Below are 13,318 nucleotides of genomic sequence, written 5' to 3'. Positions count from 1 at the left end.
GCGCTATCGGTCTGGACAAACCCCTGTAAGCACCGCTTGAACACCGAGCACGCGAGAGATATGTCTCGCGAGACGCTAACGAGTTTTTAGCAACGACGCGAAAGCGCTATGAAGAATTGCACCGAAATAAAACCGCACATAGATTAGCAAACCGGGAGGCTATGCTGACGTCGTGTGAGGTGCGGAAATTTTTGGTCCGGCGGTCTGTTCTAGACGCCCGGATCATTTAGGTCACCAAGCCCAACTAACGCCAGAATACAGCGCTTTTAAAACTGGAAGTATAAGAATTCACTGACCTGAGTCAGGTTTAGACAACTGGCGGTAAAAAGCAGGGCAATAAATAACGCCCATACCTTCCCCGGTTGCCAACTGAAAGAAAGTACCGCCGCTCGCCCGATGGGCGGTTTATCCAAGGCTATATCGAAGGGTTGAAAAAGCTGCCAGGTGCTTGGCAAAAACCAGCATCCCATGATAGCTAACACCAGGCTGCCAAACACCAATATAACCGCCTGACCAGCCAAGCCCACCATATCCGCAATGGCAAAAAAATTAGTGGCATGCAGCACCTGCAAATAATGAGGAGAAAAGCCCCAATAATCGGCATTCATCAAGCCTTGATAGACATCCGCAGCCGCAGTCACCGTCTCCGCTCGAAACAAGACAAGGGTGAATACAACCACCAGAAAGGTGAACAACTGAGCCAGAGCCTTGTACCAGCCCTTGCCTACCAGGCCCAAAGGGCCAGACACTCTGATACGCCAGATTTGATGCAGTACCACATAAACGCCATGAAAGACGCCATACAAAAAGAAAGTCCAGCCGGCACCGTGCCATACACCACCGGCGAACATGGTCATAAACAAATTGAACCGCTGTCGACGGGGACTGCATAAAAAGCCGCCCAAGGGAGCGTAAACGTAATCTCGAAGAAAGCGCGACAGGGTTGCGTGCCACATACGCCAGAAGTCACTGATATTTTGCGCCCGGTAGGGGGAATAAAAATTTACCGGCAGCTTCAGGCCAAACAGGCAGGCCAGACCGATGGCCATATCACTGTAACCGGAAAAGTCGAAGTACAGCTGCATGGCATAACTGAATGTGCCCGCAAGAGATTCAAGCGTATAAAGCGCCACACCACTGTCCGCCATGGTGAAAATCGGTGTCGCAAACAAACCAAAGCTGTCTGCGATAACCACTTTCTTGAACAGACCTATCACCAGAATAGAAAGACCAATACCAAGATTGCGCGACGTCTCTTGCGGCGCTCCCAATTGCTTAAACTGCCCCAACATCTCCTGATGGTGAACAATAGGTCCGGCGATCAGCTGTGGGAAAAAACTGACGAAAAGACAATATTCCAAAAAGCCGTGTGAATCAGTCAAACCTTTACTCGTATCAACAAGGTAAGTGATTTGCTGGAAAGTATAAAATGATATTGCCAGCGGTAAGACAATATGACTAAAGTTAAAACTAACGTCGTTTAGCACAGCAATACTTTCGACAAAAAAATTGCCGTATTTGAAATAGGCCAGCAGGCCGATGTTAAAAGCTATGCCACAGATCAGAAGGGCTTTCTTAACCAATCCCTGCCAACGTTGCAGAGCACCGCCCAAACCGTAGTTGACACCGATTGACAGAGCCAATAGCCATAAGTAGATCGGGTTCCACCAGCCGTAAAATAAAAATGACGCAAGTATCAGCCAAGCCATAATCAGACGTGGCCGGCCCAGGCGCTGCAGCAGCCAGAAGCCGAACCACACGGCAGGCAGAAAAATGAAGAGAAATTCTATGGAGTTGAACAGCATTAAGTTCGACGAAAGCCCGCAGCCTATTAAGTCCGTATACCTGAATCGATACAGAAAGTTTTCCCGCATTAGACACTATACGCGCTGTATCTGTCACCCTGTGCTAACATCCAATGCGTAATCTCGATGTCTACCCGGCGCAACTGGCAAACACCTTATGTACCGCACCTACCTTTTGATGAGCACCGTTTTCGCTACGCTGCTCGCCCTTATGGTCGTTGTGTTCTGCTTTTTTGTAGATCCCTACAATTTATATCCATCCCTTAATTTTTATGAGAATGAGCAAGAAGCGGACCTGTTCTATCATCTGCGGCTGCACAAGCCTTACGCTATGGAAGCTCTTAAGCCAGATCACCTGATTGTAGGCAGCTCGCGCTCTGCTCGACTGCCGCCAGACTCTCTTGCAGCAAACGATGAGCAATCCTATAACGCAGCTTTGCCAGGCGTGACCCTCCGTGAAATTCGATTACTAGTCGAACACGCGCAAGCCATTAAACCACTTAAGTCAGTGCTCATCGGTATCGATTACTATATGTTTCGCCAGGGCTACTCATCTATTAGTGCGCACTTCGAAGCTGCGCGCCTGCGCAAGATTCAACCAACCATCAAACAAAACCTGGCTCATTACTTTCAGCGTTTTGAGGATAACTGGAAGAGCCTTTTATCAGTAGATGCTTTGATTAATGCCTGGGAAACGCTTTATGTCAAAGTAGAAAGCCAACGAAACTATAAGTCCGATGGTACCTGGGAGGCTAATGTAGATGGGCCAAAACGCGGTACCTGGCTTTTCTCCATGCTGGTGAAGCAAAAATATCAGGACTTTACTCAAAAAACAGATCAACTCGATATGGCAGAGTTAAATGCCCTGCTGAAATTTTGCGATGACCATGATATTCAGGCGTGGGTCCTGATATCACCCCTTCACGCCAGTGTCATGAATAGTGTGAATATGGCGGGACAGTGGCCGCAATATATCGATTGGCAACGACAGGTCATCCAAGTCAGCTCCACCTACTCTAACAGCGCCCGCGTCTTCGCTTTAGAAAACAGCCCAAACCTGGTGCTGGAAGCAATAGATCAGGACAGCCGTTTTTTTCTGGACGGTGTCCATTACACCAGCCAGGCCGGGCGGCAGATAATGGCTTGTCTGGCTGGGAGCGACTGCGATTCGACAATCAACCTGGCCACCCTAAACAATACGAACAGCACGCCCTACTTAGACGCGGTCACGGGAATCATGGAAAATTATCGCCATAGCAATGCAAGGGATTTCGCTCGCGTGCAAAAGTGGCTGGACCTTTCTGCTCAGGCCGGGCGGTAGTTACGCCAGAGAACCAGCAGGGCTAGTCTGCCCTCTCTACCCCCAGCCGCTCTTCAACCTGATACAAAGGGCGGCCCTTGCTCTCGATAAACGTTTTACCCACATATTCACCCGCCACACCAATAGCCAGCAACTGCAGACCACCCAGCAGGTAAATAGGTATAACCGTTGAGGCCCACCCAGGCACGGTTCCCGGACCGAACAAGGTCGCAGCCAGTGCCCAGCCTCCCAGCCCCAGTGCGATAAAAAACACTATCATTCCCAGTACCGAAATAATACGCAGAGGTACGATGGAAAACGAGGTAAGGCCCTGCAAAGACAGGCTCAGCATACGTCTAAAAGGGTATTTCGATTCTCCTGCCAAGCGAACCCCTCTACTGAAATAGACCTTGTCAGAGCGCAGGCCCAACAAGGGAACAATACCCCTGAGGTAGAGATTAGCCTCTCGATACTCGCCCAGGAAGTTCACGGCTCGGCGGCTCATCAAACGAAAATCCGCGTGGTCTGGCACGGTTTCTATGCCCATTTTTGACAGCAACCAGTAATGGGCGGCCGCCGTGTAACGCTTGAAACGGGTGTCACTTTCGCGATTATTGCGAACACCATAAACAATCTCACTGCCTGCACGAAAGGATGTCACCATTTTTTCGATAACAGCAACATCATCCTGCAAGTCTGCATCGAGGCTGATCAGCGCATCTGCCTCGGTCTCCATCAGACCTGCATAAAGGGCATACTGATGTCCGTAATTCCTCGCTAGCTTGATCCCGGCGAAGACGCTATCCCCAGCGGACAGCTGTTCGATCAAAGACCAGGTGCTGTCGCAGCTGCCATCGTCAACAAAGACAATCTTTGATTGCGCCGACACCAGACCGCTATCGACCAGACGCTGCAGCTCGCTGGCCAGCTTCCGGGCAGTCAATGGAAGTATTTGTTCCTCGTTGTAACAAGGCAGCACCAGTGCAATCACTGGATTAGTGACCGTATTCATCAGATTGCCGTGCCTGATTCAAATTGATTAGGGTCGTCAAAAAGTATCATTATTATTTCTCAGTTAATTTGCTGCGCAAACCGACTCAAGCCTGCCTGCGTTTTGCTTTCAATGATAACCCAAATAGGGTTTTTTTGAGGATTGCCAGTAAAGTACTGATCGGCGAGGGCAAAAGCCGAATCAGTTTTTTGCGCAGCTGGTACAGGGCCGGTGAAATATCTGACGCGATTTGCTGATCCCCAACGCGATAAGGCAACAGCGCGTTAGTGACCGACGCAGGCACGGTTTGCCTGACAAAGAGGAAGGTATTGTACCGGTACCAGGGCATAACTTCGCTGGCACCCTGCAACGCAGCTCGTATCGGGTCATACATATCATAGCCTTGACCACGAAATAGTTGGCGCCAATATTCGTAGGGCTGTTCATTAATATGATTTTCCCCACCCTGCCCTGGCGGAGCCGCGGAGAACATCACAAGGTCTGCATGACGACAAAGGCTGTCCACAAAACCGGCGGCCGCTGATTCTGGCAAATGTTCTGCCACTTCTAAACTCTGCACCAGGGTAAAACGCCGTTCCAGATCAAAGCTGGTGCTGAGGTCCAAGGGCATGAAGTCCTCCGCATCAATCATTAACTGGTCCGCATTCAGGTAGTCACCATCGAGACCAACGATCTTTGCGCCCATGGACTTCCAGACAGAGAGCCACGCCCCTGCGCCACAACCCACATCCAACACTGAGTCAACAGGGTCTGGCAACACCGCCAATAAAGCCGGTAGCAACTGTTGCGCAGAATTCACTGCACCCTGGCTGATGTATTGATAAAACTCCTCGTCATATTCATACATCACCAGGCACTCCGGATAGATCTTTTTGCGACGCAGTCGCTGCTGTCAGGCGATCAACCTCCACCAGGCACTGTCGCGAGGTTCCTGCAGGCATATTCATTGTTAGTTGCACATATCCATCCAGTAATGTCTTGTGGTCAACATAACCGATCCAGAAGTTAAATGAAGGGTCAATCAGCTGCCTGGGTGAATAGTTACCCTGATGACCGGCAACCAGTCGTCCTAGCAGATTACCATCACGGGACAGCAGAACATCCCGAGTGAGCATTGCTGCAATCCCCTGAACAGTAACTATTATCTGCGCAAAACCAACTTTGGGGCTATCGCCTGCGCTGAAGTTAACAATATCGGTAGAGCACACGGGCAGCTGCCTCAGCGAGGTTGGGAACTGCACAGGCCGTCGATAAGCCAGCTGGCGGCTTTCAAACAGCGGGTCAAAAGTGAAAACGTACTCAGGCTTAAAGCGCAGTAAGCGGCCATCCACTTCTTCCCTTAACTCAGGCGTTTCACCCTCAGCATAAAGCCGCGCTGCGGTTTCCAGGCTGCCTATCTCTTGCTGTAAATAAGAGCCGTTAGGCACCAGTAGCCAAGAAACCATTAGCATGACCACCAACATCGTGATGCCTTTACACACTGCAGAAATTCTAGGTACTACAGCCATAACTAGGCTAATAATCCCCAGCCAATAAAGGGCTACAACAGTGTTATAACGCTCATAGCTGGGCCCATGTGCATGATTGGGCTGTTCTATCATCCGCCCCAATTGAATAGCCAGTGCCACTCCCAGGGCCATGGTTGCTAACAACAGGCACCACTCAACCCAGGGCGCAAGACGCTGACTCACGCGTGCGGCTCTGAGAAACTGAATCCATCCAACGAAGAGGGCAACCAGCGAAAGCACAAAGAAGACTGCCGCCAGTAAAGGATGCTCACTGCTCATGGGCCAGCACAGCACTTTCGAAGCGCCCAGTGCGATTCGCAGCAAGGAGTTCTGCTCGAGCGCAGCCCGGCCCGCCTCCTGTATGCTGGCGGCTATCGTCGGATCGCCTGCATCCCAGGCAGCGGCGATATCCGCATCAGAAGCTATGCCGTTGAGATATGCCGAAGTCAGTAAGGTGCTGCAAACCACCGTGACCAAGAGTACACGTCGCCCAGACGATAGTGCGATAACAGGCAATAGCAACCAGACTATGACTCCCGCAAACGTGGTAAAGGCAGCCACTGTGGCCAGGCCATAGGCCATTAGCCAATCAAGCCCGGAGGCGTTGTCGGACTTTTTCACCAAGAGGAAAAAAGCGAGTGCACCAAAAGCAAATGATAGGTGCCAGCTACTATTGATCGCGTTGACCGAATTCCAGGCGTGGGCGGGCGCAAACATTAATACCCCCAGGATTCCATAGCAGAACCAGGCGATCGCCTGGTCAGCACGAAAATAGTCCCGGGCAAATCGAACATAAAGCGCGACAATGACCAGCAGCCCAGCCCAAGCCGTGGCGTACAATAAATGTCCGCGCCCAGATAACAAGGTCAGATCCCAAAACACCAGTAGGCGCGGAAGCGTAATACGATGCGCTGAATAATGCGCCTCAAACAGGAATGACCAACTCCTCCAATTACCGTCGCCGGACAGTATGGGTTGCAAATCATCAAGAATGACAAATACATCGCGCCAGGGGAGGTGCGGATGCCAACGGGACCAGAACAGCAGCGTCCAGAACAATAACAGCACCGCGGCGGCAACGGACATCGCTGCGGCACAAAGAAGCGCGTACTGCTGGAGGCCCGGATGAGAACGCTCTTTCATATGCTCGCAAATTCTCGCTGTTGAAGTGCCGTAAGCAGTTGGCAGATAGCGCGGGCTAGACTCCAGCAGGAACCAACTTTAGAATAAGAGCCTATCGTAATCCTCAACCTGGCATTTTGCACGCCGGAAGAACCTTTATTCGATGCCTGATGCCCGGCCAGCCTTAAAATCCGTGAACCTCCCTCGCCCGGTGGTGTTTTTACACATTGCCAAGACAGCCGGCACTTCCATTGTCCATTTTTTTCAGCAACGCCTGGCGGCAGACCAGATCTGTTCACATGGCGACTTCTTGCGGTTCCCCAAAGACAGGGCATCATTCGAGTCACAGCTGCGGCGCTACCAGTTTGTGTCAGGTCATTTCGGTTACAGCGATGTGGCATCGTTATTGGAAGAGTCCTATGCCTTTACATTCCTGAGGGATCCCGTAGACAGGGTCTTGTCCCTGTATAAATTCTGCATGCATGCCGATATGCAGAAACAGTTCGCTGTAGCGAGGGCAGCCAGAGATCTGGGGCTGGAAGCGTTTCTAACGTCCACACGACCCGAGGTCAGTGAAATGCTCGACAACCAGCAGACCTGGCAGCTGGCGCGTATGTACTGGCATAAGGATAGGCAGGCCCTGGCTGGTATAAGCGACGAAGAATTACTGGCCATGGCCACGACCCACCTCGAGGAATTCGACCATGTCGGCCTCACCGAAAGTTTCGACAGTGATTTTCGCCAAATTTTGTCTGATCTTGATATTGACCAGCCAGTGCCCCGAACCCGTCAGTTCAAAACCATTGACCCACTGTCGAGAGACCATTTGTCTGATGCAGCGCTGAGCGCGCTTCAGGACCGGCTTGGGCTGGACTATGCCTTGCTCGCGCATGCCAAACGCCTAAACTCACAGACCACAGCGTTTCATGCCAACTAGCGCTACCAGAGGTACTCAAGGCCGCTGGTTGCTGCCTCTGTTGATCACAGCGGCCGTGGCCTACTACTTTTTTTTCCTGTACCAGCACGCGTTGAATGTACCCCTCGGTGACGATCTTTACGATGTGCTACAGGTACTATCTGGAGTGATCAATGCGCCTGACGCGAGCTCCGGTTTCGACATCCTCTACGCTCAACACAATGACCACCGCACGTTTGCCTCCCGGCTGGTATACGGCGCGACTTATCTCCTTACTGGTGAAATCAACTTTCGTACACTGACCTTTATTGCCAGCCTGGCGTTGCCGCTATTGCTGACCTTGCTCTACCTGGCAACGCCCAAAAGCCTGCCGCGACTTTTTATCCTGCTCCCGGCGACACTGCTTCTGCTGCAGCTCCGTGCCTACGGTATTACACTTTGGAGCATGGCAGCGTTCGCCTATTTTTATGTTTTTCTTTATGGTTTTGCCAGCCTGCATTTTTTGCATGAAATTAATCCTCGTCGCTTCGCATTAGCTTGCGTGTTCGCGATTATGGCGACTTTCACTCTTGCGTCAGGCCAGGTGGTGTGGGTGGTGGGACTAGTTAGCCTGTTGCATCAGGTTTTACTGCGCCGCTCTGCTTCATGGCTCTACGTCCTTGGCTGGATAGTAGTGGCGGGGGGCGTATTGGTGGCTTGGCGTGTGGGACTGGAAACACCCAATACGCTTTGGGCCATGCTGCAACAGTTGTTCCTCACCCCGGGACACCATGTACTGTATACGCTAACCTTGCTGGGAAATGCGGCCAGCGAGCAAAGCGTAGGGCCTCCTGCCCTGGTGGGCGCCTTGATGTTAGTTGCCGTTCTGATCTGTTCGATCCATTCCCGTCGCAGTCAAGATCCGCGCCTAGAGCTCTATTGCTGGTTCATCGTCTTATCAGTTACTGCCATGGTGCTGGGCAGGGCACCGTTTTCTGGTGTGGATTACGCATTGTCTTCGCGTTACAGCTTCCCCTCGGTGCTGATGCTGGCGACGATCTGGGTCACTCTGGCAGCGCGACTGAAACTGGCTTCCTGGCAACCCCTCCTCGTAGCTTTGTTGCTGGCAACCCTTTATTGCATCAATTCCTACAAAGTCTATGCGGTGGCGCTACAGCCCTATGTGGAAAAGCGTGTACAGAACTTCAATCAAGGTAAATACTGGGCTTGGACGCGTCCGATGAAAGAAACCAACGGCATAGTATTAGAAGCGGTCTCTCTAGGCATATACCACCCTCCCCAGAGGCCATTACCAAAGCCGGTTATATTTGTGTCTGAGTCAAAATCAGGTGCCGGCAAAACGATGGAGCAAAAGTGAGCATCTTACCGAAAGTATCAGTCCCAAATAATTTACGCCGCGGCGGTAAAAAAAGCGACCAATGGGAATATATCAACAGCGGGCGGGGTTTATTGCTATATATGGCTCAGGCACTGGGGCTTGAGACCCTCGCAGATAGCCGCGTACTGGACATGGGTTGCGGAACCAAGTTCACTCAAGCGATTCTGGAATACGACATTCCATTAGGGGAATATATCGGTGTCGATGTCTATGAAGAGATGATCGATTTTTTAGGAAAATGTACAAACGATCCGAGATTTTCTTTCTTTCACATTGATTCCCACAATGACATGTACAACACCGATGGGGAAAAAATCTCTAGCGATACGCGCCTTCCTATCGAAGAATATTCCTGCGATATTATCTGCCTTTACTCTGTTTTTACTCACCTTGCACCCTCTGATTATGGCAGCATGCTTAAACTCATGCGACGTTACGCCAAGCCAGGCAGTCAACTAATTTTTAGTTTATACCTGGACGAAGTTACCAATAACGGACACGGTTTAATCGAACAAATAGCCCTCGAGCAGAACAAGCCTTTCACGCCCAGTGGCGAGCCGTTTCGCGACGCGTTTCCGGGGAAACCGCTGCAGTGGGCTCTCTATTCGCGTGACCATGCCCTCGAATTAATAGAGGGCACAGGATGGGAAATTGTTGAGCTCTGCATGCCCAATGAGTTGGTCCAGCATCACTTCATTTGTCGGGCTTGTTAACGTCAACATGACACGAAGCTCTCAATAAGGGTTCAACCTGCTCCTGAAGTTCTCTTTCGCTTAACGCGCGTGTCGAAACAAATGGCTCCATCTCCGACGACATGGACCACCCTGCACTTCCAGTAGCAATTCGTAACGGGTTTTTGGGAGAAGCACTGCTGATTTTTGGATTGTAATACCTGAATTGTTCCAGCTGCTTGCCGTCAACAAAGACCACCTTTATGCTCGGGCTTTCCTTGCGATAGAACACCATATTGGTCTTCACCATCTGGCTTTGCACCACCAGACTGAAACATGTCTCGTTAACCGGTAATTCCACCTCCACCTCATGGCCATCGATAAGTACCCGCAAAGATCCTGCCAGCTCACTGATATCAATATAGCCCTCTTGATACGCAAGCGTTTGGCGTTGACCGCTTGCAACCTGCTCCGCCCCACGTTGAAAAGCCAGACCCAGCGTATGAGTGCCACCCATCGGACTGCGCCGGAAGGCCTGGCCGGTGTAATCTGTCCAGTTTTCGGCCGCGGTCACAGTCAGCCCGCTTACGCGAGTGACTGAACGAATCCACTGTTCCATGGATTCGCGCATCTGAAGCACTTTCTGCGGATGTTCGGCGGTACGACTCTCAGGCTGCTCCCGCACAAAATCACTCTCATGAAACAATTGATGAGTGACGCCTTGCCAACTATTCAAGCGCCATTGCCCATCCGGAGAAAGCACACCGTAACGGTCGCCATAAAGCCCGTGGCTATACCACCTTAAAGTACGTGGCGGTCGATCTGAGTCGAATAGGTCTGCGCCATCAAGCCCTTCTGGCTGCGCCTTACCCAACGCGGCCAGGATGGTCGGGTAGAGATCAAATATCATCGCAATTTGGTCGTCTTGCTGCCCAACAGGCCAGTGCCCTGGCCACGACAGCAACAGGGGCGTGCGCACCCCGCCCTCCGTATACGTCGCCTTGGATCCATAAAACGGCAGGTTACTAGGCCAGGATTTAGCGGTGCCTCCATTATCGCTGACCACAATAATCATCGTATTGTCGATCTCTCCAGACTCTGTCAGCCAGTCAATAATGCGCCCTATATTACTGTCTAACTGGTCTTTCATAGCCTGATAGCGCCCTGCAGGATCGTCGGCATAACGCTCTGAAAATCTGGCGGCGGGCTCTATCGGCGTGTGCGGCGCGTAATAGGACAGGTATAGAAACCACGGATTTTGCTCCCTCTTAATCACATCCAGCGCTCGGTCAGTCAAAATATCCGTGAGATGACCCTCGTATTGTTGTAAGTCACCCAGTTCATTTTCCAACCACGGATTAATGTAGGTCGGTTTACCGCGCCTGTAATTAGCAGAACGATGCGGCCCACGCAGGTAAAGTTGATTAATAAACCCAAACCAATGGTCAAAGCCCTGGTACTCCGGCCGTGACTCACGGTGAGAATCACCCGTGTGCCATTTACCGACCATGTGGCGGATATAACCCTCACTGCCAAGAGCATCGGGCAATGTCATCAGTTCATGGTCGATGCCATTCAGGTAAGGATGAGCGCCGACACGGGCGGGATAACGTCCGGTGAGCAAGGCAACCCGACTGGCGGTGCAACTGCTCTCCGCGTAGTGCCGGGTAAAACGCACACCCTGGGCTGCAATTGCATCCAGGCGCGGTGTAGGAGAGTCAGAACCGTTGTTAATCGCGAGGTCGTTATACCCAAAGTCGTCCAGGGCCAGCAGCAGGATGTTAGGCTTTTTATTGTCCTGATCATGCTCTACCTGACACCCGGCCAGCATCATCAGCAGAGCCATCAAGACCAGCGGTGTGCCGCGACCTAACACAGTGAGTGATAGAGTCACGGCGCACTGCGTCGCTGTTTAGGTCGCCACACGGCGATATCGTAGGTTCCACCCCCATGGCGGTCGGTCATCGACAGTTTGATCCTCTCGTCGATCGCATAGTAGCGGGCAAGGAATTTCTTGCCAGTGATGTCTTCATCGGGTGGTGGATTCCTCAAAAATATGCCTCGCATTTCCCAAGGCGACACCAGAATCAGGTCAAATTCCTTCCGCTTTATTTTGCCGTAAAGTTCATCGATATATTCAGCCCAAACAGTGCCTACCCTGTCCTGCTCAAGCTCCTTGAGCATCCACTTCGGCTTGTTAACCGCAAGGGGCAGGTAAAAGGTGTGTCCGTCCTGATACACCTTCTTATCGTGCTTCAGCAGCGTAGCAACCAGCATCTGACTGGCCAACACCTCATCACTGGCGGCGACCATGCCGTCCACCCTCGCCCAGGCATTCATATCAGCGCTGAAGTCTTTATGCAGGATCGCCCAGCTCTGGTAAAAACTCAGCAGCAAAAGTGGCAAAGCGAGTCGTGCTTTCCCTGATGCTCCGGCCACAACAGTAAATCCCCCTATCAGGAGAAAGGGCGACATCAACTGGAACAGGTAGGTCATGTAATTGCCTGGATTGCGGCCTAGCCAAAATACAATGATCAGCGTGGCCCAAAACAGGCAGAAGGCAAAGAAGTCCACTGGATGCTTGAAGAGTGAACCCGGCCAATGACTGGCCAGTGGTGTCGCCTCTACGGTTGACAGCACGCTGCGCGCATCGAATCGGACCAGCCAGCCAATAAAAACAAACAACAACACTATCAGTAATCCCGCATAAGTATGCAGATAGAGACGCAATTGCAGCAGGAGAATATCCCAGTGCTGCAACCCGCTAATGGCGGCAGAGGGGGCGAACAAGGTATTGTCGAGGTAATACGGGCTGGATTGATGGACTAACACCAAGCTCAGTACCAATGCCAGCGCATACATTACCCCCAGAATCAGGGCACGACGCATGGAAACAAAGAGGAAGAGATACAAGCAAAGTATTGCCATGTTCAAGATGAAGTACTGCTTGGCATAAAAGGCCAGCAAACCGCACAACAGGGCAAACAGCAGACTGCCATTGCTGAAGCCGCGCCACCAGGGAACAATCAGACCTGCCAAAAATACGACCATTCCCACGGCATTGGTGCTGGAGACCGGGGTCGCGTAGAACAATAACGCGGCATACAACATAACGCCTGCAGCGAACCCCTGCTGTCGCGACGCGCTTTTTTTCCAGGTTGCCAATGCCGCTAGTGCTGCAGCAAAGACAATAAAAAATGCGGAGACAGAGCGGTGCAGCTGAAAGCTGTTACCAAAAACGTGACTCAGAGGCGCCACCAGTAAATTGTAAAGCGGTGGGTAAACGTCGGCCGCGTAAGGCTGGAATTCGCGAGTATAAGGATTGCCCCCGTCGGCAATAATCCCTGTCACCAGCAGCATCGTGCCCTCGTACAAGTCCAGCGGGACCGGCGCGACAATAATCTGCCAATGGTGCCAGAACAACGCCAGCAGCAGGACTGCAGCCGACGCCGGATAAAAATACCGCCACAGATTCTCGATCAAAATTGTGCCCCGCAGGCCCTGGAATGTGAATGAGAGACTAGCCCGCACGAGAGTATACAGGCTCATCGTCGATCTGACAGTTACGGCCAAGCAGGCTGGATTTACACCATTCTTGACGCTGGA

10 protein-coding genes are annotated in these 13,318 nt (G+C 51.7%); 4 read left to right on the top strand and 6 right to left on the bottom strand.

Annotated elements, in window-relative coordinates:
- Positions 1-266 precede the first annotated feature (266 nt).
- On the bottom strand, positions 267-1,709 hold the full coding sequence (locus tag EYC87_RS14040; RefSeq protein ID WP_279253437.1) for an MBOAT family O-acyltransferase: 1,443 nt from the start codon (positions 1,707-1,709) through the stop codon (positions 267-269).
- A 253-nt stretch (positions 1,710-1,962) separates the two neighbouring features.
- On the opposite strand from EYC87_RS14040, the gene EYC87_RS14035 reads away from it, so the two are divergent.
- Entirely contained in the window at positions 1,963-3,126 is a 1,164-nt protein-coding gene (locus tag EYC87_RS14035; protein ID WP_279253436.1) for a hypothetical protein, read from the top strand.
- Between the two features lie 22 nt (positions 3,127-3,148).
- Here EYC87_RS14035 and EYC87_RS14030 read toward each other — a convergent pair whose 3' ends face one another.
- The 3 genes from EYC87_RS14030 to EYC87_RS14020 form a co-directional block, all read right to left on the bottom strand.
- Positions 3,149-4,117 carry a glycosyltransferase family 2 protein gene (locus EYC87_RS14030; RefSeq protein ID WP_279253435.1) on the bottom strand — a complete coding sequence of 323 codons (969 nt, stop codon included), beginning with the start codon at positions 4,115-4,117 and terminating at the stop codon, positions 3,149-3,151.
- An 85-nt stretch (positions 4,118-4,202) separates the two neighbouring features.
- Positions 4,203-4,964 carry a class I SAM-dependent methyltransferase gene (locus tag EYC87_RS14025; protein ID WP_279253742.1) on the bottom strand — a complete coding sequence of 254 codons (762 nt, stop codon included), beginning with the start codon at positions 4,962-4,964 and terminating at the stop codon, positions 4,203-4,205.
- The gene (locus tag EYC87_RS14020) at positions 4,957-6,768 is read right to left on the bottom strand and encodes a hypothetical protein (RefSeq protein WP_279253434.1); all 1,812 of its coding nucleotides are present in this window, start codon (positions 6,766-6,768) and stop codon (positions 4,957-4,959) included. The genes EYC87_RS14025 and EYC87_RS14020 overlap by 8 nt, the downstream gene beginning before the upstream one ends.
- Before the next feature lie 142 nt (positions 6,769-6,910).
- Here EYC87_RS14020 and EYC87_RS14015 point away from each other — a divergent pair, with 142 nt between their 5' ends.
- The 3 genes from EYC87_RS14015 to EYC87_RS14005 are packed head-to-tail and all read left to right on the top strand — an operon-like array spanning position 6,911 to position 9,754.
- Complete coding sequence (locus tag EYC87_RS14015) at positions 6,911-7,684, top strand: sulfotransferase family 2 domain-containing protein (protein WP_279253433.1); 774 nt, start codon at positions 6,911-6,913, stop codon at positions 7,682-7,684.
- Positions 7,674-9,020 (top strand): hypothetical protein, encoded by a 1,347-nt coding sequence (locus tag EYC87_RS14010; RefSeq protein WP_279253432.1) that lies wholly within the window; start codon positions 7,674-7,676, stop codon positions 9,018-9,020. The genes EYC87_RS14015 and EYC87_RS14010 overlap by 11 nt, the downstream gene beginning before the upstream one ends.
- On the top strand, positions 9,017-9,754 hold the full coding sequence (locus EYC87_RS14005) for a class I SAM-dependent methyltransferase (protein WP_279253431.1): 738 nt from the start codon (positions 9,017-9,019) through the stop codon (positions 9,752-9,754). Before EYC87_RS14010 ends, EYC87_RS14005 begins: the two co-directional genes overlap by 4 nt.
- Here the strand turns inward: EYC87_RS14005 and EYC87_RS14000 are convergent.
- Positions 9,735-11,606: a sulfatase-like hydrolase/transferase gene (locus EYC87_RS14000; protein WP_279253430.1), complete on the bottom strand. Its 1,872-nt coding sequence runs from the start codon at positions 11,604-11,606 to the stop codon at positions 9,735-9,737. The two genes, EYC87_RS14005 and EYC87_RS14000, sit on opposite strands and share 20 nt — an antisense overlap.
- Positions 11,603-13,195 (bottom strand): hypothetical protein, encoded by a 1,593-nt coding sequence (locus EYC87_RS13995; RefSeq protein ID WP_279253429.1) that lies wholly within the window; start codon positions 13,193-13,195, stop codon positions 11,603-11,605. Before EYC87_RS13995 ends, EYC87_RS14000 begins: the two co-directional genes overlap by 4 nt.
- Positions 13,196-13,318: the final 123 nt, after the last annotated feature.

The organism is Candidatus Seongchinamella marina, assembly GCF_026262685.1.
In the GTDB taxonomy this organism is placed as follows: Bacteria; Pseudomonadota; Gammaproteobacteria; order Pseudomonadales; family Halieaceae; genus Halioglobus; species Halioglobus marinus.
The sequence above is the reverse complement of the archived record's forward strand: the minus strand, read 5'-3'. Positions and strand labels throughout refer to the sequence as shown.